This is a genomic window from Natrinema pellirubrum DSM 15624, assembly GCF_000230735.2.
Classification (GTDB): Archaea; Halobacteriota; Halobacteria; order Halobacteriales; family Natrialbaceae; genus Natrinema; species Natrinema pellirubrum.
The window spans coordinates 2,637,127-2,662,227 of record NC_019962.1 but is presented as its reverse complement, the minus strand read 5'-3'; the positions used below and the strand labels follow the sequence as shown (position 1 = coordinate 2,662,227).

Sequence of the window (25,101 nt, the reverse complement as noted above, 5' to 3'; positions counted from 1 at the left end):
GGACTCGAGAACGAGGAGGACGCCGACGAGATCAGCATCGTCGACTGATAGGCGTCGTTTCGGAGGGGACGAGTCGAACGGAACGTGATGATGCCGACACCGCCGTCGGCATCCGCTATCGACAATCACCCGTCGGACGACGCGAGCCAGGCCTCGAGCCGAGCGACGAGAGCGTCGGCCACGGCATCGCCGAGCCGGTCGGGCGTCTCGGAGAGGTCCCAGACGTAGTCGCCGGTTCGGGTGACGGTCACCCAGTCGACGAACCCGTGGCGGTCCAGTTCGAGGAGGAGCGTCTCGAGGGTGGCGTCGGCGAGCCGACAGCCGAGCGCGTCCGCGATCGATTCGGAGAGCTGTGCGGTCGTGGCGACGACGCGGTCCTCGAGGGGATCGTCGCGTGCGGGAGTGGGGTTCGGCGGCGAGGGCGGCCGATCAGTCATCGTCGACCGCTGGGTGTGAGTGGGGACGTAATAGGTTTGGTGGTAGTCGCAGACGCGGGACGGTATCGGCGAGCGGCCGTCCTACTCGGCAGCGACGAGCTTGTAGCCGCCGCCGTCGGTGTCGGTCTCGCCGCCGTCCTCCGGGTCCGGGTTCGGTGCCCGTTCGGCGTAATAGATGGCCCCGTCGATGACCCGCGGCGTACTCGTGACCACGCCGTCGTTGTCGACCTCCCAGACGAGATCGCCGCTGCGTTTCTCGAGCGCGTAGAGGCCGCCGTCCTTCGAGCCGACGAGGACGCGATCGTCGTAGACCGTCGGACAGCCGGTGATCGGGCGGTCGGTCGGGAACGACCAGTGGCGGTCGCCCGACTGCGCGTCGAGCGCGTAGAGGTTCCCGTCGTGGCTGCCGACGAAGACGGTATCGAGCGTCGGGTCGATCGCGGGCCCGGACATCACTAGACTGCCGGTCTCGAACGACCAGTCCTCGCTGCCGTCCTCGAGGTTCACCCGATACACGTGGTGATCCCACGAGCCGAAGTACGCGCCGCCGTCGTAGGTCGCGACCGGGCCCTTGATCTCGCCGTCGTTGTCGTTGCTCTCGGTCTCGAACGACCATTCGAACTCGAGGTCGGGGTACGACCAGCCGTAGAGGAGTCCGTCGTTCGACCCGCAGACGAGGCGGCCGGCCTCGAGGTCGACGGCAGGCGTCGAGTGTGGGTGGTCGGTCGGCCGGCCCTCGGGGTCCTCCCAGACGATCTCGCCGTCTTCCGCGTTCACGACGAAGGTACTCCCCTCCGGATCGGGGTATTCGACGGCCATGACGAGTCGACCGTCGTGATAGAGCGGGCTCGAGCCGATGGAACCGCCGAGTTTCGTCTCCCAGTCGATATCGCCGGTCTCGGCGTCGACGGCGTAGAGGACGCCGTCGTACGCGCCGACGTAGACTCGGCCGTCGGCGACTGCCGGCGTCCCGTGGATTCCCCGGGCATCGGGGCCGGTGTCGGTCCCGGTTCGCCATCGCTCTTCGCCGTCCGCGTCGAGTGCCACGAGATAGCCGGTGTCGCCCGGAAAGACGACGCCGCCGTCGGGAAGGGGGGCGGCACTGGCCTTGGCCGCGCTGTGGGTGCCCGTGTTGAGTCGGTCGAGCCGCCAGTCCTGCTCGACGGCGTCGGGAACCGACGCGTCCGGATAGTAGCCCCACCGCTCGAGCGAGCGTCTGAACTGGGCGACGCCGTCCGGTACGGTCCCTTCGCGATCGGTCTCCGTCTCGGGAATCAGGTCGTCTTCGCCGTCACCGAGACAGCCCGCGAGGGCGACCGTCGCCGCCGTCGCGCCTCCGACCGTCCGCAGTACTCGGCGCCGTCCGTACGTTCGGTGGTCGCGGGCGGGGTGCGAGTCGTCAGTCATCGTCCCGACGCTTGCGCTCGAGCGATACAGGCTTTGTGTTAGCAAGCGTACCGATCGAGCTAGCGGGCGATGCCGATCGTCCGTCACGTCCCGCCGGGAGACGCCACCGTCGGTGTGTCAACTCCGACTACTCGTCGGGATGGTCGTTGATGATGACGACGGCCTCGCCGTCGATGACGGGGTCGTCGTCCTCGTCGACGACCGTCGTGTGCAGGCGGTAGCGATCGCCCCCGAGGTCCTCGACGATCTCGCACTCGGCGGTGACCGTCTCGCCGATCTCGACCGGGCCGGTGAACTCGAGGGTCTGCGAGAGATAGACGGTCAGTCCGGGGAGGCGGGCCAGTGCGGCGCTGATCGTCCCGGCGACGAGGGTGCCGTGGGCGATCCGGCCGCCGAACTGAGTGTCGTCGGCGAACTCGCTCTCGAGGTGGAGTCGGTTGGTATCGCCGGAGACCTGCGCGAAGGCAGTGACGTCGGTGTCGGCGATCGGCTTGCTAAAGCGGACGTAGTCGCCGACACCGAGCGAGTCGTGATCGTCGGTCGAGCGCTCCATGACCCAGGCCTCGTCGCCGAACGCGACCTCGGCGGCAGCGGTTTCGACCGTCGTACCCGCGGTCGGACGCGCCGCGTCCGAACCGGCCGTGGGCCGAAAGCCCATCGCGGCCAGCAATGCGTTGTTCGCCTCGCGGTAGCTGTTGAGAACGTGTCTCGAGACGCTGGACCAGTGGTCGTCCGGCGGGGCGGAGCGAGCGTCGTCGACGTCGGAAGGGTGACTACTCATTGGTTTGGATAGCAGGGGTCCGATCGGTCGGTCGATTCCGGACGTACCTAGAACGGAGATCCCCTTCGGGGTATCGCCAAAGCACGTTGGGAACCGGCGCCGACAGTGGAGGTCGTCGACGTGGCGCCCCGACCGATCGAACCTACGCGGCGGGAATGAACTCGGCCGTCGCCGCGTTGAACGCACTCGGGCGGTCCTGATTGACGAGGTGGCCCGAATCGGACAGCAACAGGCGCTCGCCGTCGGTGACCGCCGAGACGATCTGTTCCCCCTGTCGTTTGACGAGCGGGGCCTCCTGGTCTCCGTGGACCACGAGCGTCGGAACCTCGAGGCCGGTCAGCGCGGGTGGGTCGTACCGATAGAGCGCGTCGAAGATCTTGCGGAACTCGCCGGTGGGGATCTCGCCGGCATCGTCGATCGCCGCGGCCCTGGTTTCGGCGTCGACCGATAGCCACTGCTCGCCAGTCGTCGCCCGAATCGAGTACAGCATCGACCGGAAGGTCCCCGCCGAGCCGGAGACCGACAGCGTCGCCGACAGGGCCGGCAGCGGCGACCAGAACGACTTCAGGCCGCCGGGGATATCGACCGGCGGCATCGAGCGGACCGCGCCGCCGAGAACCGCCGCCCTCGCACCGTCGGGATGGCGGTCCATGTACTCCTGGACGACCATCGACCCCAGCGAGAGCCCACAGAGGACCGGCCGCTCGATCTCGAGGGCGGCGAGCAAGGCCTCGAGATCGTCGGTGAAGAGTTCGATCGAGTACTCGTCGACGTCGGTCGCGCCGGTCCGGCCGTGGCCCCGAACGTCGAGCGTGACGACGCGGTAGTCCTCGGCGAAGCGCTCGATCTGGGGGGCCCAGGCGTCGCCGGTCATCCAGCCGCCGTGGATGAACACCAGCGGGTCGCCGTCGGTCACACCCGTCGTTTCGTACCAGATCTCCCCGTCCGCGAGTCGGAGTTCCGCCATGCATCCCATTGGGGCTCGGCAGCTATTAGAACGCCGGGTTGCGTTGGCACGGGCTGTGAACGGGGGTCCAAAACCGGGAAACGGTGAGCGGTCAGTCCGCGGACGGACGGTCAGTCGTCGTCGCGGGCGAGCCAGCGGTCCCGGAACGATTCGAAGTCAGCGTCGTCCTCGGTGATACGGTCCCACGCCGCGAGGCCGCGTTCCTCCCGGGAGCCCGGGATGGTGTTGTCCAAGATGAGTGCGGCGAGACCGCCGACGGCCATGCCCGTCGAGCCGATGATGTAGACGGTGTCGACGACGGCCTGTGCGGCGGCTTCGATCGGCGTCGCGACGCCCGCCTCCGCGAGGAAGGCCTCGAGCCCGACGGCTTCGCGGAACGCGATCGTACTCTCGAAGTTGCCCATGTAGGCCGGGATCGCCAGCCCGACGAAGAGCGCGAAGCCGATGACGAAGGTGTTGCGCGAGGAGTCGAGATCGACGTGGCGTAGGTTCGAGATCCCGACGGCGACGATCTGGCCGAACATGGCGATGAAGAGGCCGCCGACGATCGGGTCGGGGATCGTCGCGATCAGCTGGCCGAAGTAGCCGACGAAGCCGACGACGAGCATGACGGCGGCCCCGATCTGGACGACGTATCGCGAGGCGACGCCGGTCAGCCCGATCGCGCCGATGTTCTCGGAGTAGGAGGTCGAGCCGCCGGTGCCCATGATGCCGGCGAAGACGTTCATGAGCCCCTCCATGCCGATGCCGTGGTTGATCCGGCGCTCGCTGGGTGCGCCCGAGCCGGTGATGTTAGCCACCGCGTAGTAGTCGCCGATGCTCTCGACGATCGAGGCCAGCACGCCGGCGAACATCCCGACGACGAACGCGGTCGTCACCTGTGGCATGCCCCACTGGAAGGGGTAGATCGGCATGATCGGCTGCGTGTTTGCGACCGCTCCGAGATCGACGAATCCCGGATGACCGCTGCCGATCACACCGAGTACCGACAGCGCTGCGGCGGCGACCCAGGCGATGACCAGGGCCAGAATGACCGGGTAGAGTCGAAACGCCCTGTGTTTGACGTCGAGATACTGCGAGAACAGGAGGATCAATCCGAGCGTGAGCGCAAGCAGCGGCCAGCTCTGGTTTTCCGCGGTGATCTGCGGGGCGCTGAACAGCGACAGCCCGATCAGCGCGATCGTGGGTGCGACGACCACCGGTGAGAGGAACCGGCGGAGTTTCCCGACCAGTCCGAAGTAGCCCATCGCGACCTCGACGATCGCGGCGACGATGATCGCCCCCTGTAGCTGTAACAGCGCGGCCTCCCAACTCGGCTGGCCCGAGACGCCGCCGGCGGTGACGACGCCGATGATCGCTAGTGCGGGGGCGAGCATCGAGAACGGCGCGCCCTGCACGATCGGATACCGGTTCCCGAACGTCGTCTGGGCCAGCGTCGCGATCCCCGAGACGACGAAGAACGTCCCGATGAACCGTGCGGTGACGCCGGGATAGTCCGTCATTCCCATCGCGTCGGCCAGTATCAACGGCACGGCGATGTTCGCGCCGACCATCGTCAGGTAGTGCTGGATCCCCAGCACCACCGACTCGCCCAGCGGCGGCTGTTCGTCGATTCCGTATTCGATGTCGTCGCCGACGGCCTCGTCGGCGACTGCCTCGTCCCCCGTCATCGATTCTCGTCGGATAACACGCGAGGGGGCTCAAAGGGGTGTTGATCTTGAATTCACAACGCGCTCGCCGTCCCGTCGTAGGTCGGCGTCTCCGCTGTCGCCCGTCACACTCGAGCCCGCCCTATCGCCGCGTCTCGTCGGCCGCCCGCTCCGCGGCAGCCCGGACCGTCTCGACCGACAGCGACTCGAGGGCGACCAGTTCACCCTCGGTCTCGCCGGCGACCAGTTCCGAGAGGCCGGCCCGGGAGTCGTCCCCTGCGTCGACGACGACCACGCGGGTGTCACCGTCGCCGAGGGCTCGAGCGGCTCGCCGCGTCGCCTCCGTCGGGCTCCCGTCGGCGACGTTCGCCCGGCCGTCCGTGACGAGGACGACCACTGAAGCATCAGTCTCGGCCCGTTCTATGACTCGGCGCGAGGTCTCGAGGCCGGCCGGCAACGGCGTCCGGTCGCCGGAGGGGAGGTCCTTGAGGTGGCGGGCGGCCAGCGAGACGCTGTCGGTCGGCGGGAGCAAGACGTCGGCGTCCTCGCCGGCGAAGGCGACGAACGCGACCCGATCGCGGTGTTCGTAGCTGTCCCGCAACAGCTCGAGGACGACGCCTTTCGCAGTGCGCATCGCGGGCCGCATCGAGGCGCTGGCGTCGACGGCGAAGACGATCGTCACCGAGGTGTCGCCGGTCCGGACCGACTGCCGGAGGTCGTCCTCGCCGACGCGGGACCCCCCACGGGCGGCAGCCGACCGGACCGACGCCGCGGCGTCGATCGAGCCCTCGCCCGAGGCGGGTTCGGTGCGGACGCGAGCGCCCCGGTTGTCCGTACTCGGCGACGTACTCGCACGCGACCCCGTCGCGGCCGCCGTCTCGCCGCCGTCGACGGTCGGCGACTCGAGGTCGGGCGCGGCCGCCTCGCCGATTTCGGCCCGCTGCTGGCCGGGGACGAGCGGCTGGGCGGTCTCGTCGTCTCCGTCCCCGTCGTCCGGCGACCCCTCCGAGTCCGACTCCCCGTCGCTCGAGCCGTCGTCGGACCCGCCGTCGCCGGCTTCGGCGGGCGACTGGTTCGCCGATTCGGGTCGGTCACCGTCGTCGGGGCGACGTTCGGGGCCGTCGTCAGTGTCGGCGCTGTCCTCGTCCCCGTCGGAACCTGCGCCGTCGCTCGAGTCCTCATCATCCGCGTTGTCGTCCCCGTCGCGCCCGTTTCCCTCGCCGCGATCACCGCCTTCGTCTCCGTCGCCGGGTTCGGACTCGGCGTCGCCGTCCTCGCCGTCCGCCCCTTCCGTGCCGTCACCGTCGTCCGCGTCGCTCTCGGCGTCGCTGTCTTCCGCGTCCGGCGACTCCTCGTCGAACCGGTCCTCGAGCAGATCGTCGAGGTCGGGTTCGTCCTCGAAGGGCGTACTCCGGAGTCGGTGGGGAAGCGTGTAGGTCGCGGCCTCGTGGACGTCGGACTCAATGACCGTCTCGCGGCCCTCGAGCGCCGCGATGGTCATCGCGGTGCGGGCCGTCGCCACGTCGCCCCGGTGGCCGTCGACGCCGGCCTCGAGGCAGAGGTCGGCGATCTCGGCCTTGAACTCGGTCGGAAGGTCGACCCGCGAGAGGCGGTCCCGCGCCGCGGTCAGGTCCTCACGCAGGGCGTCGACTTCGTCGGCGTACTCGGTCCGCGGATCGGACTCGCCGCCGTCGGCCTCGAGCGCGCGGTCGATGATCTCGACCCGGTCGTCGATCTCCCGGCAGCCCTCGACGCTGGCCTGCAGGGCGAAGCGGTCCCGCAACTGCGGGCGCAGATCGCCCTCTTCGGGGTTCATCGTCCCGATCAGGGTAAAGTCGGCGGGGTGGGAGACACTGATCCCGTCGCGCTCGACGGTGTTGACGCCGCTGGCGGCCGCATCGAGAATGACGTCCACGAGGTGGTCGTCGAGCAGATTGACCTCGTCGACGTAGAGGATCCCCCGGTGAGCGCGGGCCAGCAGGCCGGGGTCGAAGTCGGCCTCGCCCGCCAGCGCGTCCTCGACGGAGAGGGTTCCGACGACGCGGTCCCGCGTCGCACCGAGCGGAAGGGTTACGAGCGGTACGGGCCGGGTTTCGACCGGTAGATCGTCCGGATCGCGGTCGCGACAGTCGGCACACTGCAGGTCGGGGTCGTCGGGCGAACAGCCGTACGGGCAGTCGGCGACCGCCCGCTGCTCTGGCAGGAGATCGACGAGCGCCCGGACGGCGGTCGACTTCGCGGTGCCTTTCTCGCCGACGATCAGGGCCCCGTCGAGGCCGTCGTTGGCCGCGACGGAAAGCAGTACGCGCTTTAACTCCTCCTGTCCGACGATCGCCGGAAAAGGGAGTGACGACAGCTTTTTGCCCCCGGCGTTTGCAACCATATTTGAGCTAATACAACAGAGGTTTAAAAACACGATGACACGCATCGGGATCTATACTGCGACGGAGAACGAACTCGGCTCGATCGGGCGGGCCGCCGAGCGCCTCGAGGACATCGACCTCGTGGTGCGCTCGGAGAGCGATCTCGACGAGGAGGCCGACGTCGAGTCGTTCGTCGACGAATTGGACGACGCCGCGGCGGCGATCTTCTGGCTGCACGGAGCCGAAGACAGCATGCCGGGCTACGACTACGCGACGGGCGCGCTCGCGGAGGCGGGCGTGCCGCTGATCGTCAAGGCGACCGGCGACGCCTTCGCCCTCGAGGACACGACGGTCTCGGACGCCCACCGGGACCGGGTCTACGACTACCTCGAGAAGGGCGGCACGATCAACGTCGCGAACCTCTGTCGGTTCCTCGCCGCCGAGTACGAGGGCCGCGATATCGAGTTCGACGAACCGACGGAACTCCCCACCGAGGGGGTCTACCACCCCGACCACCCGGGGATAGAGTACGAGGGCCTCCTCGAGACCCACGATCCGGACAAGCCGACGGTCGCGGTCTGGTTCTACGAGTCCCACTGGACCCACGAGAACACCAGATACGTGGACGCACAGGTCCGGGCGCTCGAGGAACAGGGTGCGAACGCGCTGCCGATCTTCTGTAACCCCGCGACCGATACCGACGAGCAAGAGGACGCCGAATGGGTCACCGACAACTGGTTACTCGACGACACCGGGAACCCGGTGGTCGACGCCGTCCTCTCCTCGTTCATGTTCTCGCTCTCGATGGACGAGCGCGGCCGCAGCGCCGACGACGAGGGCAGTTCCGCGGAGGACGTCTTCCTCGACCGTCTCGGGGTCCCGGTCCTCCAGACGGTCACGACGATGCGCTCGCGCTCGCGGTACGAGTCCAGCGACACGGGCGTGATGGGCTTCGAACTCGCGCTCTCGGTCGCGCTGCCGGAGTTCGACGGCAACGTGATCACGCACCCGATTTCCGGCAAAGAGCGTACCGACGACGAGGCCGGCATCGGCTCCGCGCCGAAACACCACTTCCCGATCGAGGACCGGATCGACCACGCGACCCGACTGGCGGTCAACTGGGCCGAGCTTCGGCATACGCCGAACGAGGACAAGCAGGTCGCCGTCGTCCTGCACAACTACCCGCCCAGCGACGACGGGATCGGTACCGCGTTCGGCCTCGATTCGCCCGAGTCGACGGTGAACCTGCTCGAGGAACTCGAGGCCCGCGGCTACGATCTGGGCGACGACATGCCGGACAGCGGGCAGTCCCTGGTGGAGAAATTAACCGCCCAGCTCACGCTCGAGGACCGCTGGGTCGCGCCCGAGGACGTCCGCGACCTCTCCGTTGACGTGGTCTCACCGGACACCTACGCGGGGTGGTTCGCCGACACTGACGAGCGCTTTCAGGAGAATATCATCGAGGAGTGGGGCGAGGTCCCCGACCGCCCGTTCGCGATTCCGGGTGTCGAGTTCGGGAACGTCCTCGTCACCGTCCAGCCCCCGCGCGGGTTCGGGATGGACCCCTCGAAGGTCTACCACGACTCCGATCTGCAGCCGCCACACGACTACTTCGCGTTCTACGGCTGGCTCCGGAATACGTTCGAGACCGACGCCGTGGTCCATCTGGGCACCCACGGCAGCCTCGAGTGGCTCCCCGGGAAGACCGTCGGCCTGAACGGCGAGAGCGCGCCCGACCAGTTGATCGACGACATCCCGAACGTCTACCCCTACATCGTCAACAACCCCGGCGAAGGGACCCAGGCCAAACGCCGCTCCTACGCCGCCATCGTGGACTATCTGACACCCGTGATGCGCAACGCGGGCACCTACGACGAACTCTCGGAACTCGAGGAACTCGCGAACCAGTACCGCGAGGCGGGGATGGAAGACGCCCGCGCGGACGACGGCCAGCACCTCGAGGACCTCATGCGCGAGAAGGTCGCGGAACTCGACCTCGCCGTCGAGTTGGGTATCGAGGGCACCATCGACGAGCAGGCCGATGTCCGCGGTCCGGACGAGGCGGGGTCGACCTTCGCGGAAGGCGACGTCGCAGGTGACGAGGTCGATGTCGACGAACTCGTCGAGCGGATCCACGAGTACCTCACCGACGTCAAGACGACCCAGATCCGGCTCGGGCTCCATACGATGTCCGAGCCGCCGGCCGACGAACGGCTGGTGGAGTATCTCGTTGCCCTCACGCGCCTCGAGAACCCCGGCGCGCCGAGCCTGCGCGAGAGCGTCGCCGGCGTGCTGGGCGTCGACTACGAGAAAATGCTGAACGCGCCCGGCGAGTACGACGAGGCGCTGGGAATGACCTACGCCGAGGCGGCCGACGAGGTCTACGAGACCAACGTCGAACTGATCGAGACGCTTGCCGAACACGACTTCGACATCCCGGTTTCGGAACTCGAGGGCGGCCCCGAGGACGAGGTCAATATGAACCTGCTCGTGGTCGACCTCGAGACGATCGGCGACGCGCGGGCCAAATCGCGGGCCCACGACGACCTCCGGGAGGCGCTGGCCTACGTCTGCGAGGAGGCCCAGCCCCGCGTGCAGGGGGCCGAAGACGAGATTCCTCGGACTGCGGACGCCCTCTCTGGCGAATACGTGCCCCCCGGAGGATCGGGCGCGCCGACCCGCGGCGGCGTCGACCTGCTGCCGACGGCGCGGAACTTCTACACGCTCGATCCGCGCAAGGTGCCCGCGAAGGCCGCCTGGCAGGTCGGCAGCGAGGTCGCCGAGGGGGTCCTCGAACGCCACCATTCGGAGAACGACGAGTACCCCGAGGAGATCGGCGTCGTCGCGTGGGGGACCCCGACGGTGCGGACTCGCGGCGAGACGATCGCCCAGGTGCTTGCCATGATGGGCGTCGAACCGCAGTGGACCGATGCCGGCCGGATCGATGACGTGGAGCCGATTCCGCTCGAGGAACTCGACCGGCCGCGAGTCGACGTGACGACACGCGTCTCGGGACTGTTCCGCGACGCGTTCCCGGCCGCGGCGGGGGTCATTCACGACGCCGTCGACGCCGTCGTCGACCTCGACGAGCCCCACGAAATGAACTACGTGAAAAAGCACGTCGAGGAAGAGCAGGCGGAACTCGAGGAGGAAGAAGGCCTCGACGAGTCGGACGCTCGGAAGGCAGCAAAGCATCGGGTCTTCACGACCAAGCCCGGCGGCTACGGTGCCGGGACGAACAAGGCCGTCGACGAGGGCAACTGGGACGACCGCTCGGATCTCGCCTCCGTCTACGTCCAGTGGGGCGGCTACGCAATGGGCTCGAGGGGGCGCGTCTCCGACGCCCACGACGCCTTCGAGCGCCGCCTTTCGTCCGTCGACGCCACCGTGAAGATCGAGGACACGATGGAACAGGACGAGTTCGACTCCTCGGACTGGTACGCGTTCCACGGCGGGTTCATCTCCGCCGTGAGCGAGATTTCGGGCGCGGAGCCCGCCTCCTACGTCGGCGACTCCTCGGATCCCGACAACGTCGACGTCTACACGAACGAGGAGAAGGTCCGCAAGGCCATGCGTTCGCGGGTGTTGAACCCCGACTGGCTCGAGTCCATGGAGGACCACGGTTACAAGGGGGCGGGTGACCTCTCGACGACGGTCGACGTGACCTTGGGCTGGGACGCCACGACGGGCGTCGTCAGTGACACCCTCTGGGAGGAGGTCGCCGAGAAGTTCGCCTTCGACGAGGACCGTCAGGACTGGATGCGCGACGTGAACCCGTGGGCGCTGGAGTCGATCACGGACACCCTACTCGAGGCGATCGACCGCAATCTGTGGGACGCCGACGACGAGACGGTCGACCGCCTGCGCGATCTGAACCTCGCGGTCGAGGGTGACCTCGAGGCGCGGACGACCAACGAGGCCGTCGGTGCGGAGGTATCGACCGATGACTGACGACGGGAGCGAACGGGTTCGCCCGACGATCGATCGTCGGCGCCCGGAGTGTGATGTCAAATGAGCGATAGCCAAGAGTTCGAGGAGGAGTACGCCGATCTGGGAGCAACGACACAGAACGCCATGGACATCGCCGAGACGAGCCTCGATATCGTCAGGCAGTTCACGCCGGACGAGACGCTGGCCGATCGCGTCCGCCAGAAGTCGGTCCACTCGATGGGCGACATCGAGTTCCAGCACCTCGTCGAGTTCACCGGCAGCGACGACCTCGGCGACGACGAGGACGCGCCAGTTCGGGCCGGCGCGCGGGCCGTCCTCGAGGAGGCCGATATCTTCACCGATATCACGATGGTGAAAGCCGGCGTCACGGGCCGGGGCCACGACTGCGAGGTCTCGAAGGCCATCGGTCACGGCAAGGAACTCGCCGCCGAGACCGGGATGACCCGAACCGCCGCGGCGATGCTCGAACTCGACAAGGAAGACGCCTTCGAGGGATCGATCGTCACGATCGGGAACGCGCCGACGGCCGCATTGGCGCTTGCGGACTGCATCGAGCAGGGGACCCGGCCGGCGGTCGTCGTCGCGAACCCGGTCGGCTTCGTCAAGGCCGAGGAGAGCCGCGGGCGAATTCGCGAGGTCAGCGAGGATTTCGGCGTGCCGGCGATCACCCACGTCGGTCGCCGGGGCGGGAGCGGCCTCGCCGCCGCGCTGACGAACGAACTGATCCACGTCGCGAAGGACGTCCGGACCGACGAGATCGACCTCGAGATCGACGCCGAGACGCGGGCCGAAACCGGCAAGAACCGATGAGCGGTGAGTACGACCTCGACGCGGGGCCGGACCCGGCGACGTTCGCCGCGGGAGCGGCGGAGCCGGACATCGATGCGGACGCCGACGACCCGGTGTATGCCGTCGGCGTCGGTCCCGGCAATCAGGAGTATCTCACCCCTCGCGGCGAGCGGGCGATCCGGGAGGCCGACGTCGTCGTCGGCTTTACGACCGTCGTCGAGTTCGTCGCGGACCTGACCGACGCCGACCTGCTGACCTGCGGCTACAAGGACGAGGCCGAGGCGCTCGAGGAATTCGGCGAGCGCGTCGCAGCCGGCGAGTCCGGAACTGCCGTCGCGATGGGCGATCCGAACCACTCGGGGTATCAGTTCGTCGGCAAGGTACAGGACGCCGTCGAGCAAGCGGCCCCTGACGTGCCGGTCCGCGTGATCCCCGGCATCTCCTCGATCCAACTGGCCGCCAGCCGCGCCCGGACGCCCATGGAGGACACCGAGTTCGTCACGCTGCACAAAAGCGGCGACCTCGAGTCGGACATGGACCGCCTCGTGGCCGCGGCAACGACCGACGAGCGACATCTGCTCGTCCTCCCCCGACCGTACGACCGGATGCCCGGCGATCTCGCTGCCTTCCTGCTCGAGGAGGGGGCCGACCCCGATCTTGAAGCGCTGGTCTGTGAGAAGCTGACCCACGACGACGAAGCGATTCACCGGTTCACGCTCGAGGAGTTAGCGGATCACGCCGGCGGAAACGGGACGGAGGACACGCCGTTCTCCGATCTGGTCGTCCTCGCGGTCCGGCAGCCGGTCGTCGTTGATCAGTCCGCGTAACGACCCCCGCAGTCTCGGACGGCACTCGAGGCGGCTCTCGTCTTTACCGGACCGATACGACTGCCTCGAAATGGATAGAATATAAATAGTTATCGCCGATCGACTCGAGCAGGCGACTATGTCGGCACCGATTTTTTCGGCGGAGCCGCACCTGTACGTCTTCGTCGGGGCGCTCGCCGTCTGGATCGTCTCGGACCTGAGTATCGCGGTTCGACATCGCGACGGAGTCGTCGGCCCGCGGGATCGTGGATCGAAACGCGTGATCGGAATCGCCGTGAGCGGGGGTACCGCGGGCGCTGCACTCCTTCCCGAGCTGGTGGCCGTCCCTGCACTCCCGCGTCAGCGGGCAGCGTTCTGGATCGGGATCGGACTCGTGGTACTTGGCGTCCTGTTCCGCCAGTACGCCGTCAGGACGCTCGGCGAATACTTTTCGCTCGCCGTCTCGGTCGACGAGGCCGATACGGTGGTCACTTCGGGACCGTACAGGTGGGTCCGTCACCCGTCGTATACCGGCGGACTGACGACCATGGTCGGGATTGGAGTCGCGACCGGTAACTGGCTGAGTCTCGGAGTTATGGCTCTCGCCGGAGTAGCCGGCTATGGGTATCGTATTCATATCGAAGAGCGCGTCCTGCGGGAGAAACTAGGCGCCTCCTACGAAGCGTACGCGGAACGGACGCGGTATCGACTCGTTCCAGGGCTCTGGTGACGGTCCGCTACCGGAAACGCTACGTCTCTCACTCGTCGCCTTCGTACTCCCGCAGCACCGACGAGACGGTGTTCGACACTTCCTCGAGCGCGACGGCGTGGGTCTTCCGGAGGTCGTCGTCGTCCTGTGCCGCGCCGAGGTGACGAAGCGCCTCGCGGAGGTGCCGTTCGGTGTCGGATCCTGGGTTGTCACTCATGATTCGAGCGCCGAAGCGTAACTGACTCGAGCGGTTAAGTTCGTCGGTGGTACGCACTCACTCGAGGGCATCTCGGACGGCCGCGCGGCGTTCAGCGAACGTCGCGTCGTCGAGGACCGGCGTCGCCGCGTCGGGCTCGATCGGTGCGTCGTCGGCGAGGTCGATCCAGGCGCGACAGCCCCGGTAACTGCCGCGTTCGGTGATCAGTGCCGGCGAGTCGAGTTCGGCGACGCGGAGCAACAGCACCCGCAACTCCCCGTCGGGGTCGTACTTGTCCCGCAGCCCGTCGGGCGTGTAGACGTAGTGGTCGGCGAGGGCCTCGAGGTCGTCCGTCGAGACGGCGTATTCCTCGCGGATGTCGGCGACGGCGCGGATCGGGACGCCCGCCTCGGGCTTCGCACTCGAGCGGTGGTAGTATCCCTCGTACCGGGACCGGTACCGGCTCGGCTCCTGATGGCTGTACGCGGGATAGAGCGCGAACCGCTCGTCGATCGTCCCCGGATCGAGCGTGGGGTGGCGGACGAGGACGGTCTGTGCGCCATCGAGCAGGGCGTTGACGACGCCGGCGCGTTCCTTCAGCGCCGGTCCCGACTCCGCGGCGGTCGCAGTAGTGTGGTCGCGCATCGGTCTCGAGTACTCGATCGTCGTGGCGACCCCAATTCGGTTTCGGTCGCTCGTGGCCGGACGCCTCCCTCACCGACGGATTCAAGTACAGTTGTGCGAACGAAACTGACGATGAACGGATTCGTCCTCGGCGGCGTCAGCTCCGGCGTCGGGAAGACGGTCGCGACGCTGTCGATCATCCAAGCACTCGAGGACGCCGGCCACGAGGTCCAGCCCGCCAAGGCGGGGCCGGACTTCATCGATCCGAGCCACCACGAAGCGATCGCGGGCCGGCCCTCCCGCACCCTCGACCTGTGGCTCTGTGGCGAGGACGGCCTCCGGCGGAACTACCGCCGCGGCGAGGGCGACATCGACGGGTCACACCCGTCTGTTCGGGGGACGTCGTCCCCCGACATCTGCGTCGTCGAGGGCGTGATGGGGCTCTACGACGGTGACGGCTCGAGTACCGCGATGGTCGCCGAGGCGCTCGACCTCCCGGTCGTCCTCGTCGTCGACGCCAAGGCGGGGATGGAAAGCGTCGCGGCGACCGCGCTGGGCTTCCGGGAGTATGCCGCCGAGATCGGCCGCGATATCGATGTGGCCGGTGTGGTCGCCCAGCGGGCCCACGGCGGCCGCCACGAGCAGGGGATCCGCGACGCCTTACCCGACGACCTCGGGTACTTCGGCCGGATCCCGCCGAACGACGACCTCGAGATTCCCGACCGGCATCTGGGGCTCGAGATGGGCGGGGAGGCCGCGTTACCGAGAGAAGCCTTACGAGAGGCCGCCGAGTCACTCGAGGCCGAGCGGCTCGCCGCCGTCGCAAGCGAGCCGCCGGCCCCCGACGCAGCCGCATCCGCGGCCGACCCGGCCGGGCCGGTCGACGCTACCGTCGCCGTCGCCAGCGACGCCGCCTTCTGTTTCCGGTATCCGGCGACCCTCGAGCGGTTCCGCGAGCGCGCCGAACTGGTCACGTTCTCGCCGGTCGCTGGCGATCCCGTGCCGGACTGCGACGGGGTCTATCTGCCCGGCGGCTATCCGGAACTTCACGCCGACACACTCGAGTCCGCCGGCACCCTCGCGGAACTGGGCGCTCTAGCTGCGGATGGACTGCCCGTCCTCGGCGAGTGCGGCGGCCTGATGGCGATGAGTCAGTCGCTGACGACGGCCGCGGGCGAGCGCCACGAGATGGCCGGAATCCTCCCCGCCGACGTGACGATGCACGACCGCTATCAGGCCCTCGATCACGTCGAACTCGAGGCCGTCGACGACACGCTGACGGCCGACACCGGCGAACGGATCCGCGGTCACGAGTTCCACTACTCGAGCGCCGACGTCGATGGCGACGCTCGCTTCGCCTTCGAGACGGTCCGGGGCGACGGCATCGACGGCGATCATGACGGCCTGACCGAGTACGAGTCACTGGGCACGTACGTCCACGTCCACCCCGAAAGCGGGGCGTTCGATCGGTTCCTCGAGGCCGTCGAGTCGAACGAGATATAACAATCTACCCGTCTTTCACGAGAGCTGAAACGGGGTCAAATTACTAACACGAACGGTCGCGTAGGGGCGAGTATGGCCGAAACAGTCCAGCGCCTCGAGCCCCTGGAGCGTCGCCCGCTGACCGATCGAACCTGTCTCGTCACCGGGTCCTCGCGGGGGATCGGTCGCGAGATCGCGTTCGAACTCGCCCGGTGTGGTGCCGACGTGGCGGTCAACTACCGGTCCTCGGAGGAGCGAGCGCTGGCAGTGACCGAGACGATCGAGGACAACGGCGAGACGGCCATCCCGGTACAGGCCGACGTTTCGGATCCGGCGGCCGTCGAACGGATGGCCGCTGAGGTCCGCGAGGATCTCGGCGAGATCGACGTCCTCGTCAACAACGCGGGGATCACCATCGATCGCACCTTCGAGGACATGACCTACGAGGACTGGCGGACCGTCATCGACGTCAACCTTCACGGCGCGTTCAACTGCACGAAGGCCTTCTACGAGGACATCAAAACGTCAGATCACGGTCGCCTGATCAACATCTCGAGCGTGGTCGGCCAACAGGGCAACTACGGGCAGGCCAATTACGCCACCTCGAAGGGCGGACTCTTCGCGTTTACCCGGACGCTGGCGCTGGAACTGGCCAGTACGGGGTCGACCGCCAACTGCATCGCACCGGGCTTTACCGAGACGGACATGCTCGATGAGGTGCCGGAGCGCGTTCAGGAGAAGATCCGTGAGGACATCCCGCTCGATCGGTTCGCCGAACCCGAGGACATCGTCGGCATGGTTCGCTACCTCGCCAGCGACCAGGCCGACTACATGACCGGGCAGGTACTCGGCATCAACGGCGGGATGGAATGGTAAGGACGGCGGGTCGTCACTGACGGTCGGTTCTCGAGACCATCCGTTTTCGGTCGCGTTCACGACGAGTGGATACTCCACTCACCGTCGACAATTTTCGTTGTCCTACTACAACTCCAACTGGGCAAGCGCAGTTGTCCTACCCCAAACAAAATTGTTTTAGGGGCGGACTCTGTTCCAACGGATGATGCCACCCATCGCGCTTCCACACGACGCGAAGGCCGGCCCGACCAAGTCGGAGGTCCGGGCCGTCGTCGGCTCGAAGCTCGCGCTCGGGCCGGACGACCACTTCGCGGAGGTCGGCTCCTGTACGGGGGCCGTCACCATCGACGCCGCACAGCGAGCCGGGCGGGTGACCGCCCTCGAACGGAAACCCGAACGCCTCGAGACGACGGAGAAAAACCTCGCGGCAAACGAGGCGTCCGTCCGCGCCGATGTCGAACTGCGCAACGCGGAAGCGCCCGAGGGACTGCCCGATGACGCCGACGCCCTCTTCCTAGGCGGGAGTCGGAACTTCGAAGAAGTACTCGACCACGCCGTCGAGACCGAGATCGACCGCGTCGTCATGAACGTCTCGCGGCTCGAGGTCGCTGGCCGAGCGACGGAGGCCTTCCGCGAGCGAGACCTGCTCGAGGAAGTCGTCCAGTTCCAGGTGAGTCACGGCTATGAACTCGCCGGGGCGACGAGTTTCAACTCGGACAACCCGGTGTACATGCTGGTCGGGAGTGCAACGCCGGAGACGGACGAAAACGACGACGAGATCGCAGCGGACGGCGGCGAGGTGGACCGATGACGCTCTACGGCGTCGGGCTCGGTCCCGGCGAGGCCGACCTCGTGACCGTTCGCGGGAAGGAAGTCCTCGAGAACGCCGACGTGGTCTACTCGCCGGGCCGGCTCTCCCGGACCGTCGCCTTGAACCACGTCGACGAGTCGAAGATCGGGGACCTGGACTTCCCGATGACGAAAGACGAGGAAAAGCTCCGGGCGGCCTGGAAGGAGGCCGCCGCGGAGATCGCCCCGAACGCCCGCGACGGTGACGTCGCCTTCGTCACGTTGGGCGACCCCAACGTCTACTCGACGTTCGGCCACCTGCGCCGGACGATCGACGCGTTCCACCCCGAGGTCGAGTTGGAGATCGTCCCCGGCGTGAGCGCGGTGACGGCCTTCGCGACCGCGATGGGGGTCGAGATCGAGGCCGGCGCGGGCCTCTCGCTGCGAGAGGCCGCGAGCGGCGCGAGCCCGACGGGACCGGATCGGATGATCCTGTTCAAGGTCACCGACGCACCGGCAACCCACGAGGGACTCGTCGAGGCCGGCTACGACGTGACCTACGGCCGCCGGCTGTTCATGGAACAGGGTGAGACGATCGTCACCGATGACCCCGAAGACATCGACGAGCGTGACTACTACACGCTCGCCTACGCCGAGAAGGAAGACCTCGAGGTCGAACAGGCGACGGCCGCCTTTGCCGACGACGAGTCCGGATCGGAGGACGCGACGACGGACGGGGAGCCGGTGACCGACGGCGGAACGCTGGTCGACCTCGAGCGCGCCGAGGGCCGTGAGGGCGGCGACTGTGGAGGACACCGATGACTGACGACACACCGAACGACCCGCAGGACGCGATCGACTCCGAGGGCGAGCGCCGCCGTGAGGAACTGGACGACCGAATTTTCGACCACAGCGCCGGCGACGACCAGGAGGGAGTCCCCTTCGTCGGTGCCGGCCCCGGCAACCCGCGACTGCTGACCGTCGCGGGCAAGGAACTGCTCGAGGAGGCCGACCTCGTCGTCCACGCGGGCTCGCTGGTCAACAGCGAACTGCTGGACGAGTACTGCGGCCACGCCGAACTCGTGAATTCGGTCGGCAAGGACCTCGAGGAACTGATCCCGCTGATGCGGGACGCCTACGAGGACGGTGACAACGTCGTCCGGCTCCACAGCGGCGACCCCGCCATCTACGGCGCGGCCCTCGAGCAGATGGACGCGCTGGAACACGAGGGCGTGCCGACCTACTTCGTGCCCGGCGTCACGTCTGCCTTCGCGGCCAGCGCGACGCTGCGGACCCAACTGACGCTCAACGAAGTGTCGAATCACGTCGCGTTCACCCGGCCACAGGGCAAGACCCTGACGCCGGAGGAGGACCACATCTCCGACTTCGTCGAGATGGGCGACGTGACGACCTGCATCTACCTCGGGACTCACGCCGTTCGCGATACGATGGACCGGCTGCTCGAGGCCGACCACGACCCCGAGACGCCGGTCGCGGTGATCTACCACGCTTCGTGGCCGGACGAGGACGTTATTATCGGCTCGATCGGCGACATCGCCGACAAGGTCGAGGACGCGGGCTACCGCGCCTCGGCGCTGGTCGTCATCGGCGACGCGGTGACCGGCGCGGGCTACGAGCGCTCCTTCCTCTACGGCGACTGGGCCAATCGGGGCCCCGACTCGAGCGACGGGAACGAATCGGACGCACAGGCGAACGAAACGCAAGCGGGAGACGATTGATATGAGTACGGACAACGCTGACAACGCGAACGACGAGTCGGGATCCGACGGCGGCCACTGTTCGACCGCGGACTCGGACGGCGAGGTCGCCGAGGAGATCGCGATCATCTCCTTCGGCCGGAAAATGGACACCGCCGAGGAGATCAAAGCCGAGATCGGCGATCGCTACGAGGCGATCGACATCATCGAGTACCACGGCGACGTCTTCGAGGAACACTGGGGCGAGTACGACTGCTTTATCGGCCTCATGGCCTCGGGGATCGCGATGCGGAAGACGGCCCACCTGCTCGACGACAAGTGGGACGACCCCGCGATCTGTGTCGTCGACGAGGAGCTAACGTGGGCCATCCCGATCACGGGCGGCCACCACGGCGCGAACCAGGTCGCACAGGACTTGGCGACGATGGGTGCCGTGCCGGCGATGACCACCGCCAGCGAGGCCGCGGGCAAGCAGGGCGTCGAGTCCCGCGCGAAGGCGATGGACACCCACGTCGTCAACGGCGACTCGACCGTGAAGACGAACCTCGCCGTACTGGACGAGAACCTCGGGCCCGTCGCCCGACTCGACGGGCCGAAGGCCGTCCTCGTCGGTGACGACGTGACGGTCCTCAAACGGAACAAGGACGACGGCGTCGTCCTCGGGACCGGTAGCGTTTCGGGGGCCAGCAAGGAGGCCTTCCTCGCAGCGTGGGAGGAAGCCCTCGAGCAAACTGACTACGACTTCGACGACATCGAGTTCGTCGGGACCGCAACCCGGAAAGAAGACGAGGAGGGACTGCTCGAGGCGGCCCAGGAACTCGATCTGGGCGTCGTCGCCTTCGACAAGGAGACACTGCTCGAACACGAGGGGCCGACCCCCTCGAAGTCCAAGGAACTGATCGGCTGGCCGGGCGTCTCCGAGGCCAGCGCGATCGCCGGCGGCCGCGAGCAGGAACTGGTCCTCGAGAAGATTGGCTACGAGAACGAGGTCACGGTGGCGATCGGCCGATGAGCGTGGAGGACGCAGCTCCCAGCGGCGACGGCACGCCCGACGACCACGGCACCCTCTACGTCGTCGGTATTGGCCCCGGCCTGCCCGACCACATGACCAAGCGAGCCAAGGAGGTCATCGAGTCCGCGGACGTGGTCATCGCCTCGAGCCTCTATCAGGAGTTCCTGCGGGACGACGGCACGATTCCCTCGGAGGACCGAACCGACGAGGACGGCACCGCGACCCGTGAGGACGGCTTCGAACAGGAGATCGTCCGCTCGACGATGGGCCGACAGATCGAACTCGCCCGCGCGGCGTTCGATCACGTCCGCGAGGGGAAAGACGTGGCCCACGTCTCCGGCGGCGATCCGTCGGTCTACGGCAAGTCCGACCTCATCTTCAAGATGGCAGAGGAGGACGATGCGACGGATATTCCGATCGAAATCGTCCCCGGCTTGACGGCAGCACTGGGCGGCTCCGCGAACGTCGGGGCGCCGCTGTGTAACGACTTCTGTACGGTCTCGCTGTCGGACAAGTGGCGCGGCTGGGACGAGATCGAGGAGAAGCTCCGGGCGGCGGCGATCTCCGATTTCGTGATCGTCCTCTACAACTGCTGGCGCAACTACGAGGAGGCCGTCGAGATCGTCCGCGAGGAGCGGACCGACGACGCCTACGTAGCCATCGTCAACGACGCCGGCCGGGAAGACGCCGGCCGCAACGGCGAGAGCCAGTTCATCACCACGCTGGGCGAGGCCGCCGACCACGACGACAAGGTCTCCGGTATGGGCACCTCGCTGATCATCGGCAACCACGAGACCGAGACCTGGCGCAACGACGACCGAACGTACCTCGTCACCCCGCGCGGCGGGCGTGACGTCGACGACTTTTGAACCCACAACCATGAGTACTGACACCAACGCCGACGCTGACGCGGAATCGACTTCCAACTGCGGTGCCTCCTCGAGCGACAGTAGCGAGGCCAGCACCGACAGCTCGAGTTCGAAATGCGGTGCCTCGAGCAGTACCGACGACTCGAGCGGCTCCACGTGCGGTGGGTCCTCGAGTTCGAGTTCCTCGTCCTCGAGTTGCGGTGCCTCGAGTTCCGACGACTCGAACAGTAACGAGCAGGAGGTCGGCGCGACGGTCGACGACTTCGACGCCGAGCCCGGCCAGCTGATCGCCGTCGGCCTCGGTCCCGGCCATCCCGAGGGGATGACCGACCGCGCGAAGGCCGCGCTGCTCGAGGCCGACCACATCGTCGGCTACACGACCTACATCGACCTGATCCCGGACGAGATCACCGACGAGGCCGACGACATCTACGACACGCCGATGTGCGGCGAGGTCTCCCGCACCGAGGAGTCGATCGACCGCGCGCTGGCGGGCAACGACGTGGCGATCGTCGGCAGCGGCGATCCCAACGTCTACGCGCTGTCCGGACTCGCACTCGAGATCCTCGAGTCCAAGGGCGCGACGGCCTCGATGGTCGACTTCGAAGTGGTGCCGGGCGTCCCCGCGGCACAGTCCTGTGCGGCCCGTCTGGGCGCACCGCTGGTCAACGACACCGTCTCGGTGTCGCTGTCGGACCACCTCGTCCCGATGCCCGAGATCGAGTCCCGACTGCACTCCGTCGCCAGCGAGAACTTCACGATCACCATCTACAACCCCTGGAGCCGCAAGCGCCGCGAGAACTTCGAGAAGGCCTGTGAGATTCTGCTGACCCACCGCGAGCCCGACACGCCGGTCGGTATCGTCCACGGCGCCGGCCGCGAGGACGAGGAAGTGATGATCACCGAACTCGGCGAGCTCGAGGACCTCGGCGAGAGCGAGATCATCGACATGACGACGACGATCGTCGTCGGCACCGAGGACACCTACGTCTGGGACGACCGGATGGTCACGCCCCGGGGCTACGAGACGAAGTACGACTACTGAGCGACGACCCACCAGCGACCTACATCATCATGCCACGATACGAAGTCACAATCGAGAAAGACGCCTGCGACGGCATCTTCGCCTGTCTGACCCGCGACCCGCGATTCGTCGAGGGCGAGGACGGCCTCGCGACCGTCGACCCGGACGCGGACCCGGTCTACGACTGCGAGGGCGAGGTCACCGACAATGCCGAGCGCGTCGTCGCGACGTTCGACGACGACCGCATCGACGAGGCCCAGCAGGCCGCGGCGGCCTGCCCGACGGACGCCATCATCGTCGAGGAGGTGGGCGAATGAGCGACGCCCAGTCGTCGGCCGACGGCGACGCACTCGAGGTATCGGTTCCGTCTGACCCGCTGGCCGGCCACGCCGCGACGGCGTACTTCTGGGGTCACGTCGCCGGCAGCGGCGACGTGTCCGACGACCGGATCGAAGTCGTCGCCAACGATGAAGCGTCCGCAGGGGTGCTGGCCGCCGTCGCGGGCGGCGACCTCGAGCGCGAGACGACGACCAGGGACTACGCCCACGACACGTCGATCACGCGCACCGAGGACGAGTACGTCCTGACGATCGACGCCGACGACGGCGAGTCGGGGCTGCTCGGCCGCAGCGGTGCGCTCGGGCTGCCCGTCGACGGCCGCGGCAACTACCGGTTCGGTGCCTTTGCGGGCCACGAGCGCGAACTCCTGCGGGGGCTGCTCGAGGGCTGTGGCACCGTCTGTTTCAAGTCCTCGAGTGGCACCGTCGGGATCTCGTTCGTCCACGACGATCGGGACCTGCTCGCGTTCGCACGGGAGTTGATCGCCGACTGTCCGGTCGATGCGCCGACGGGCGACCTCTCGGAGACCTCCTCGGGGGGCTACTGGTTCGGCGTCGACGACGCCGCCGCACCCGACTTCGGTACGTGGCTCTACGAGGACTGCGAGGAAACGGGTCTGTTCGCGCCGAGTCGTCGACGCAAGCTAGAGCGCAGTCTCGAGCAGGCTGACGCCTACGACGAGTAATATGAGTACACCCGACGACACCACGGCCGCGCCCGCTGCCGGCTTCGACGACGAGGCCGTCCTCCTGATCGGCCACGGCTCCAGACGCGAGAAGTCCAACGAACAGGTCCGCGAACTGGCCGCCGACCTCGAGTCCCGGCTGGGCATCCCGGTCGACGCCGCTTTCCTCGAACTCGCGGAGCCGGCGATCGACGAGGCATTCGCCCAGCTCGCGCCTGTCACCTCGCAGGTGACGGTCGTCCACTGCTCGCTGTTCGCCGCGAGCCACGTCAAAAACGACGTGCCCCTGGCGATCGAGCAGGCCCGGGCCGAACACGACATCGAGATCAACAACGGCTCGCATCTGGGGGTCCATCCCGCGATCCTCGATCTGCTGGACGACCGCGCCGCCGCCATCGAGGCCGAACTCGGCGTCGACCGCGCGGACGACGACGTGGCCGTCGTCGTCTGCGGCCGCGGCTCGAGCGATCCGGACGCCAACGGCGACGTCCACAAACTGGCCCGGCTGCTCTACGAGGGCCGCGCGTTCGACCGCGTCGAGGCCTCCTTCATCGGCGTCACCGAGCCGACGCTCGAGGACACCCTCCACGGGCTCTCGAAGCACCGGCCCGACGCGGTCGTCGTCCTGCCGTATATGCTCGGTGACGGCGTCCTCACCCAGCGGGTGCGCGATTGGACCGCCGAGTTCGACGAGGACTACCCCTACGTCGACGCGCTGGCCGGCGATCCACTCGGGACCGACTCCCGGCTGCTTGACGTATTCGCCGACCGCTGGGAGGAGGCCCGGACCGACAGCGTCGAGATGTCCTGTGACACCTGCAAGTACAAGGTCGACCTCGAGGGCTACGAGGAAGACGTCGGCGGTGCGCGGGCCATGCTGCGGGCGCTTGCCCACCAGGAGGCCCACGCCGACCGCGACGACGTCGACGCGGAGCCGGACAGCCACGATGCGCCCGAGAAACACGTCGCGGTCTGTACCAACCAGACCTGCGCGAAGATGGGGTCGCCGGCGGTCCTCGAGCGACTCCGACAGGAGGTCCGGGATTCGGATCACTGCGATGCCCGCATCACGCGGTCGTCCTGTCTCGGCCGCTGTGGCGACGGGCCGATGGTCGCGGTCTATCCGGACGGGGTCTGGTACGGCGGCGTCGACGACGGCGACGCCGAACGGATCGTCTCGGACCACTTAGACCGGGACCGCATCGTGAGCGACCTCGTCGATCAGACGCTGTAACGCCGTTCGAACACACGAATCCGATACTTCACGACACACCCATGAGCTGCCACGAAATCGAAGCACTACGACTCGGACTGATGAACGTCCTCGGCGTCGGGGACGACAGCACCCGCGATCACGCGGAGAAGGAACTCGAGGGCCACCTCGAGGGGCCGATCAAGGGCCTCGCGGAGGCCGAGAGCCTCACGGAGATCGAACGCCACCTCGACGCGGCGCTGGTCGACCTCGAGGAAGAGGTCGCCGCGCTGGATAGCGAGGACCCCGAATTCGACTACACGCGCGGCCGGCTGCTCGAGGTCCGGAACGCCGAGCGAGCGATCCAGCGGCTTCGTACACAGGGATCGAGCATCGTCGATGGGCTCGGCGACGCCCACGACACCCTCCACGAGACCTTTCCGGTAGAGGAATGACG

Annotated in this window: 24 protein-coding genes; 16 read left to right on the top strand and 8 right to left on the bottom strand. The window is 67.6% G+C overall.

Annotated elements, in window-relative coordinates; translation table 11 throughout:
• Nucleotides 1-125 precede the first annotated feature (125 nt).
• The 6 genes from NATPE_RS12820 to NATPE_RS12795 form a co-directional block, all read right to left on the bottom strand.
• A complete protein-coding gene (locus NATPE_RS12820; RefSeq protein WP_006181908.1) occupies nucleotides 126-437 on the bottom strand; it encodes a hypothetical protein in 312 nt (103 codons plus the stop codon).
• Between the two features lie 81 nt (nucleotides 438-518).
• Nucleotides 519-1,844: an outer membrane protein assembly factor BamB family protein gene (locus NATPE_RS12815; RefSeq protein ID WP_006181907.1), complete on the bottom strand. Its 1,326-nt coding sequence runs from the start codon at nucleotides 1,842-1,844 to the stop codon at nucleotides 519-521.
• A 127-nt stretch (nucleotides 1,845-1,971) separates the two neighbouring features.
• On the bottom strand, nucleotides 1,972-2,625 hold the full coding sequence (locus NATPE_RS12810; protein ID WP_006181906.1) for a MaoC family dehydratase: 654 nt from the start codon (nucleotides 2,623-2,625) through the stop codon (nucleotides 1,972-1,974).
• 142 nt (nucleotides 2,626-2,767) lie between these two features.
• Nucleotides 2,768-3,592, bottom strand: a complete 825-nt coding sequence (locus NATPE_RS12805) for an alpha/beta fold hydrolase (protein ID WP_006181905.1) — start codon at nucleotides 3,590-3,592, stop codon at nucleotides 2,768-2,770.
• A 110-nt stretch (nucleotides 3,593-3,702) separates the two neighbouring features.
• Entirely contained in the window at nucleotides 3,703-5,262 is a 1,560-nt protein-coding gene (locus NATPE_RS12800; protein WP_006181904.1) for a uracil-xanthine permease family protein, read from the bottom strand.
• Nucleotides 5,263-5,383: 121 nt separating this feature from the next.
• On the bottom strand, nucleotides 5,384-7,624 hold the full coding sequence (locus NATPE_RS12795) for a VWA domain-containing protein (RefSeq protein WP_006181903.1): 2,241 nt from the start codon (nucleotides 7,622-7,624) through the stop codon (nucleotides 5,384-5,386).
• A 34-nt stretch (nucleotides 7,625-7,658) separates the two neighbouring features.
• Between NATPE_RS12795 and cobN the strand changes: the two genes are divergently transcribed.
• The 4 genes from cobN (at nucleotide 7,659) to NATPE_RS12775 (ending at nucleotide 13,880) form a co-directional block, all read left to right on the top strand.
• Nucleotides 7,659-11,555: a cobaltochelatase subunit CobN gene (gene cobN / locus NATPE_RS12790; protein WP_006181902.1), complete on the top strand. Its 3,897-nt coding sequence runs from the start codon at nucleotides 7,659-7,661 to the stop codon at nucleotides 11,553-11,555.
• 60 nt (nucleotides 11,556-11,615) lie between these two features.
• Nucleotides 11,616-12,365, top strand: a complete 750-nt coding sequence (locus tag NATPE_RS12785) for a precorrin-8X methylmutase (RefSeq protein WP_006181901.1) — start codon at nucleotides 11,616-11,618, stop codon at nucleotides 12,363-12,365.
• A complete protein-coding gene (locus NATPE_RS12780; RefSeq protein ID WP_006181900.1) occupies nucleotides 12,362-13,171 on the top strand; it encodes a cobalt-precorrin-7 (C(5))-methyltransferase in 810 nt (269 codons plus the stop codon). The genes NATPE_RS12785 and NATPE_RS12780 overlap by 4 nt, the downstream gene beginning before the upstream one ends.
• 118 nt (nucleotides 13,172-13,289) lie before the next feature.
• Entirely contained in the window at nucleotides 13,290-13,880 is a 591-nt protein-coding gene (locus tag NATPE_RS12775) for a methyltransferase family protein (RefSeq protein ID WP_006181899.1), read from the top strand.
• Nucleotides 13,881-13,908: 28 nt separating this feature from the next.
• Here the strand turns inward: NATPE_RS12775 and NATPE_RS22720 are convergent, their stop codons facing one another.
• Nucleotides 13,909-14,076 carry a hypothetical protein gene (locus NATPE_RS22720; protein ID WP_015299107.1) on the bottom strand — a complete coding sequence of 56 codons (168 nt, stop codon included), beginning with the start codon at nucleotides 14,074-14,076 and terminating at the stop codon, nucleotides 13,909-13,911.
• A 57-nt stretch (nucleotides 14,077-14,133) separates the two neighbouring features.
• Complete coding sequence (locus tag NATPE_RS12765; protein ID WP_006181897.1) at nucleotides 14,134-14,700, bottom strand: DUF1802 family protein; 567 nt, start codon at nucleotides 14,698-14,700, stop codon at nucleotides 14,134-14,136.
• A 111-nt stretch (nucleotides 14,701-14,811) separates the two neighbouring features.
• Between NATPE_RS12765 and NATPE_RS12760 the strand changes: the two genes are divergently transcribed.
• From NATPE_RS12760 to NATPE_RS12705, 12 genes are all read left to right on the top strand, one after another.
• Complete coding sequence (locus tag NATPE_RS12760; RefSeq protein ID WP_015299106.1) at nucleotides 14,812-16,182, top strand: cobyrinic acid a,c-diamide synthase; 1,371 nt, start codon at nucleotides 14,812-14,814, stop codon at nucleotides 16,180-16,182.
• Between the two features lie 72 nt (nucleotides 16,183-16,254).
• The gene (locus tag NATPE_RS12755; RefSeq protein ID WP_006181895.1) at nucleotides 16,255-17,037 is read left to right on the top strand and encodes a 3-oxoacyl-ACP reductase family protein; all 783 of its coding nucleotides are present in this window, start codon (nucleotides 16,255-16,257) and stop codon (nucleotides 17,035-17,037) included.
• 184 nt (nucleotides 17,038-17,221) lie between these two features.
• A complete protein-coding gene (gene cbiT, locus NATPE_RS12750; protein WP_015299105.1) occupies nucleotides 17,222-17,827 on the top strand; it encodes a precorrin-6Y C5,15-methyltransferase (decarboxylating) subunit CbiT in 606 nt (201 codons plus the stop codon).
• The gene (locus tag NATPE_RS12745; RefSeq protein WP_006181893.1) at nucleotides 17,824-18,627 is read left to right on the top strand and encodes a cobalt-factor II C(20)-methyltransferase; all 804 of its coding nucleotides are present in this window, start codon (nucleotides 17,824-17,826) and stop codon (nucleotides 18,625-18,627) included. The genes cbiT and NATPE_RS12745 overlap by 4 nt, the downstream gene beginning before the upstream one ends.
• The gene (locus NATPE_RS12740; protein WP_006181892.1) at nucleotides 18,624-19,544 is read left to right on the top strand and encodes a cobalt-precorrin-4/precorrin-4 C(11)-methyltransferase; all 921 of its coding nucleotides are present in this window, start codon (nucleotides 18,624-18,626) and stop codon (nucleotides 19,542-19,544) included. Before NATPE_RS12745 ends, NATPE_RS12740 begins: the two co-directional genes overlap by 4 nt.
• Nucleotide 19,545: 1 nt before the next feature.
• The gene (gene cbiG / locus NATPE_RS12735) at nucleotides 19,546-20,535 is read left to right on the top strand and encodes a cobalt-precorrin 5A hydrolase (protein ID WP_006181891.1); all 990 of its coding nucleotides are present in this window, start codon (nucleotides 19,546-19,548) and stop codon (nucleotides 20,533-20,535) included.
• Entirely contained in the window at nucleotides 20,532-21,404 is an 873-nt protein-coding gene (locus NATPE_RS12730; protein ID WP_006181890.1) for a precorrin-3B C(17)-methyltransferase, read from the top strand. Before cbiG ends, NATPE_RS12730 begins: the two co-directional genes overlap by 4 nt.
• Before the next feature lie 10 nt (nucleotides 21,405-21,414).
• Nucleotides 21,415-22,449, top strand: a complete 1,035-nt coding sequence (gene cobJ, locus NATPE_RS12725; protein WP_006181889.1) for a precorrin-3B C(17)-methyltransferase — start codon at nucleotides 21,415-21,417, stop codon at nucleotides 22,447-22,449.
• A gap of 29 nt (nucleotides 22,450-22,478) precedes the next feature.
• Nucleotides 22,479-22,745, top strand: coding sequence for a ferredoxin (locus tag NATPE_RS12720; RefSeq protein WP_006181888.1), 267 nt, complete (start codon nucleotides 22,479-22,481; stop codon nucleotides 22,743-22,745).
• Nucleotides 22,742-23,452, top strand: coding sequence for a hypothetical protein (locus tag NATPE_RS12715; protein ID WP_006181887.1), 711 nt, complete (start codon nucleotides 22,742-22,744; stop codon nucleotides 23,450-23,452). The genes NATPE_RS12720 and NATPE_RS12715 overlap by 4 nt, the downstream gene beginning before the upstream one ends.
• A 1-nt stretch (nucleotide 23,453) precedes the next feature.
• Complete coding sequence (locus NATPE_RS12710) at nucleotides 23,454-24,686, top strand: CbiX/SirB N-terminal domain-containing protein (RefSeq protein ID WP_006181886.1); 1,233 nt, start codon at nucleotides 23,454-23,456, stop codon at nucleotides 24,684-24,686.
• A 41-nt stretch (nucleotides 24,687-24,727) separates the two neighbouring features.
• A complete protein-coding gene (locus tag NATPE_RS12705; RefSeq protein ID WP_006181885.1) occupies nucleotides 24,728-25,099 on the top strand; it encodes a DUF3209 family protein in 372 nt (123 codons plus the stop codon).
• The last annotated feature ends 2 nt before the right edge of the window (nucleotides 25,100-25,101 follow it).

Excerpts from the sequence above, each read along its gene's own strand:
- NATPE_RS12710 (WP_006181886.1), top strand. The coding sequence starts at position 23,454 with ATGAGTACACCCGACGACACCACGGCCGCGCCCGCTGCCGGCTTCGAC.
- cbiT (WP_015299105.1), top strand. The coding sequence starts at position 17,222 with ATGCCACCCATCGCGCTTCCACACGACGCGAAGGCCGGCCCGACCAAG.
- NATPE_RS22720 (WP_015299107.1), bottom strand. The coding sequence starts at position 14,076 with ATGAGTGACAACCCAGGATCCGACACCGAACGGCACCTCCGCGAGGCG.
- NATPE_RS12795 (WP_006181903.1), bottom strand. The coding sequence starts at position 7,624 with ATGGTTGCAAACGCCGGGGGCAAAAAGCTGTCGTCACTCCCTTTTCCG.
- NATPE_RS12815 (WP_006181907.1), bottom strand. The coding sequence starts at position 1,844 with ATGACTGACGACTCGCACCCCGCCCGCGACCACCGAACGTACGGACGG.
- NATPE_RS12810 (WP_006181906.1), bottom strand. The coding sequence starts at position 2,625 with ATGAGTAGTCACCCTTCCGACGTCGACGACGCTCGCTCCGCCCCGCCG.
- NATPE_RS12720 (WP_006181888.1), top strand. The coding sequence starts at position 22,479 with ATGCCACGATACGAAGTCACAATCGAGAAAGACGCCTGCGACGGCATC.
- NATPE_RS12760 (WP_015299106.1), top strand. The coding sequence starts at position 14,812 with ATGAACGGATTCGTCCTCGGCGGCGTCAGCTCCGGCGTCGGGAAGACG.
- NATPE_RS12775 (WP_006181899.1), top strand. The coding sequence starts at position 13,290 with ATGTCGGCACCGATTTTTTCGGCGGAGCCGCACCTGTACGTCTTCGTC.
- cbiG (WP_006181891.1), top strand. The coding sequence starts at position 19,546 with ATGAGTACGGACAACGCTGACAACGCGAACGACGAGTCGGGATCCGAC.
- NATPE_RS12780 (WP_006181900.1), top strand. The coding sequence starts at position 12,362 with ATGAGCGGTGAGTACGACCTCGACGCGGGGCCGGACCCGGCGACGTTC.
- NATPE_RS12740 (WP_006181892.1), top strand. The coding sequence starts at position 18,624 with ATGACTGACGACACACCGAACGACCCGCAGGACGCGATCGACTCCGAG.
- NATPE_RS12755 (WP_006181895.1), top strand. The coding sequence starts at position 16,255 with ATGGCCGAAACAGTCCAGCGCCTCGAGCCCCTGGAGCGTCGCCCGCTG.
- NATPE_RS12730 (WP_006181890.1), top strand. The coding sequence starts at position 20,532 with ATGAGCGTGGAGGACGCAGCTCCCAGCGGCGACGGCACGCCCGACGAC.
- NATPE_RS12785 (WP_006181901.1), top strand. The coding sequence starts at position 11,616 with ATGAGCGATAGCCAAGAGTTCGAGGAGGAGTACGCCGATCTGGGAGCA.
- NATPE_RS12715 (WP_006181887.1), top strand. The coding sequence starts at position 22,742 with ATGAGCGACGCCCAGTCGTCGGCCGACGGCGACGCACTCGAGGTATCG.
- cobN (WP_006181902.1), top strand. The coding sequence starts at position 7,659 with ATGACACGCATCGGGATCTATACTGCGACGGAGAACGAACTCGGCTCG.
- NATPE_RS12745 (WP_006181893.1), top strand. The coding sequence starts at position 17,824 with ATGACGCTCTACGGCGTCGGGCTCGGTCCCGGCGAGGCCGACCTCGTG.
- NATPE_RS12705 (WP_006181885.1), top strand. The coding sequence starts at position 24,728 with ATGAGCTGCCACGAAATCGAAGCACTACGACTCGGACTGATGAACGTC.
- NATPE_RS12765 (WP_006181897.1), bottom strand. The coding sequence starts at position 14,700 with ATGCGCGACCACACTACTGCGACCGCCGCGGAGTCGGGACCGGCGCTG.
- NATPE_RS12805 (WP_006181905.1), bottom strand. The coding sequence starts at position 3,592 with ATGGCGGAACTCCGACTCGCGGACGGGGAGATCTGGTACGAAACGACG.
- NATPE_RS12820 (WP_006181908.1), bottom strand. The coding sequence starts at position 437 with ATGACTGATCGGCCGCCCTCGCCGCCGAACCCCACTCCCGCACGCGAC.
- cobJ (WP_006181889.1), top strand. The coding sequence starts at position 21,415 with ATGAGTACTGACACCAACGCCGACGCTGACGCGGAATCGACTTCCAAC.
- NATPE_RS12800 (WP_006181904.1), bottom strand. The coding sequence starts at position 5,262 with ATGACGGGGGACGAGGCAGTCGCCGACGAGGCCGTCGGCGACGACATC.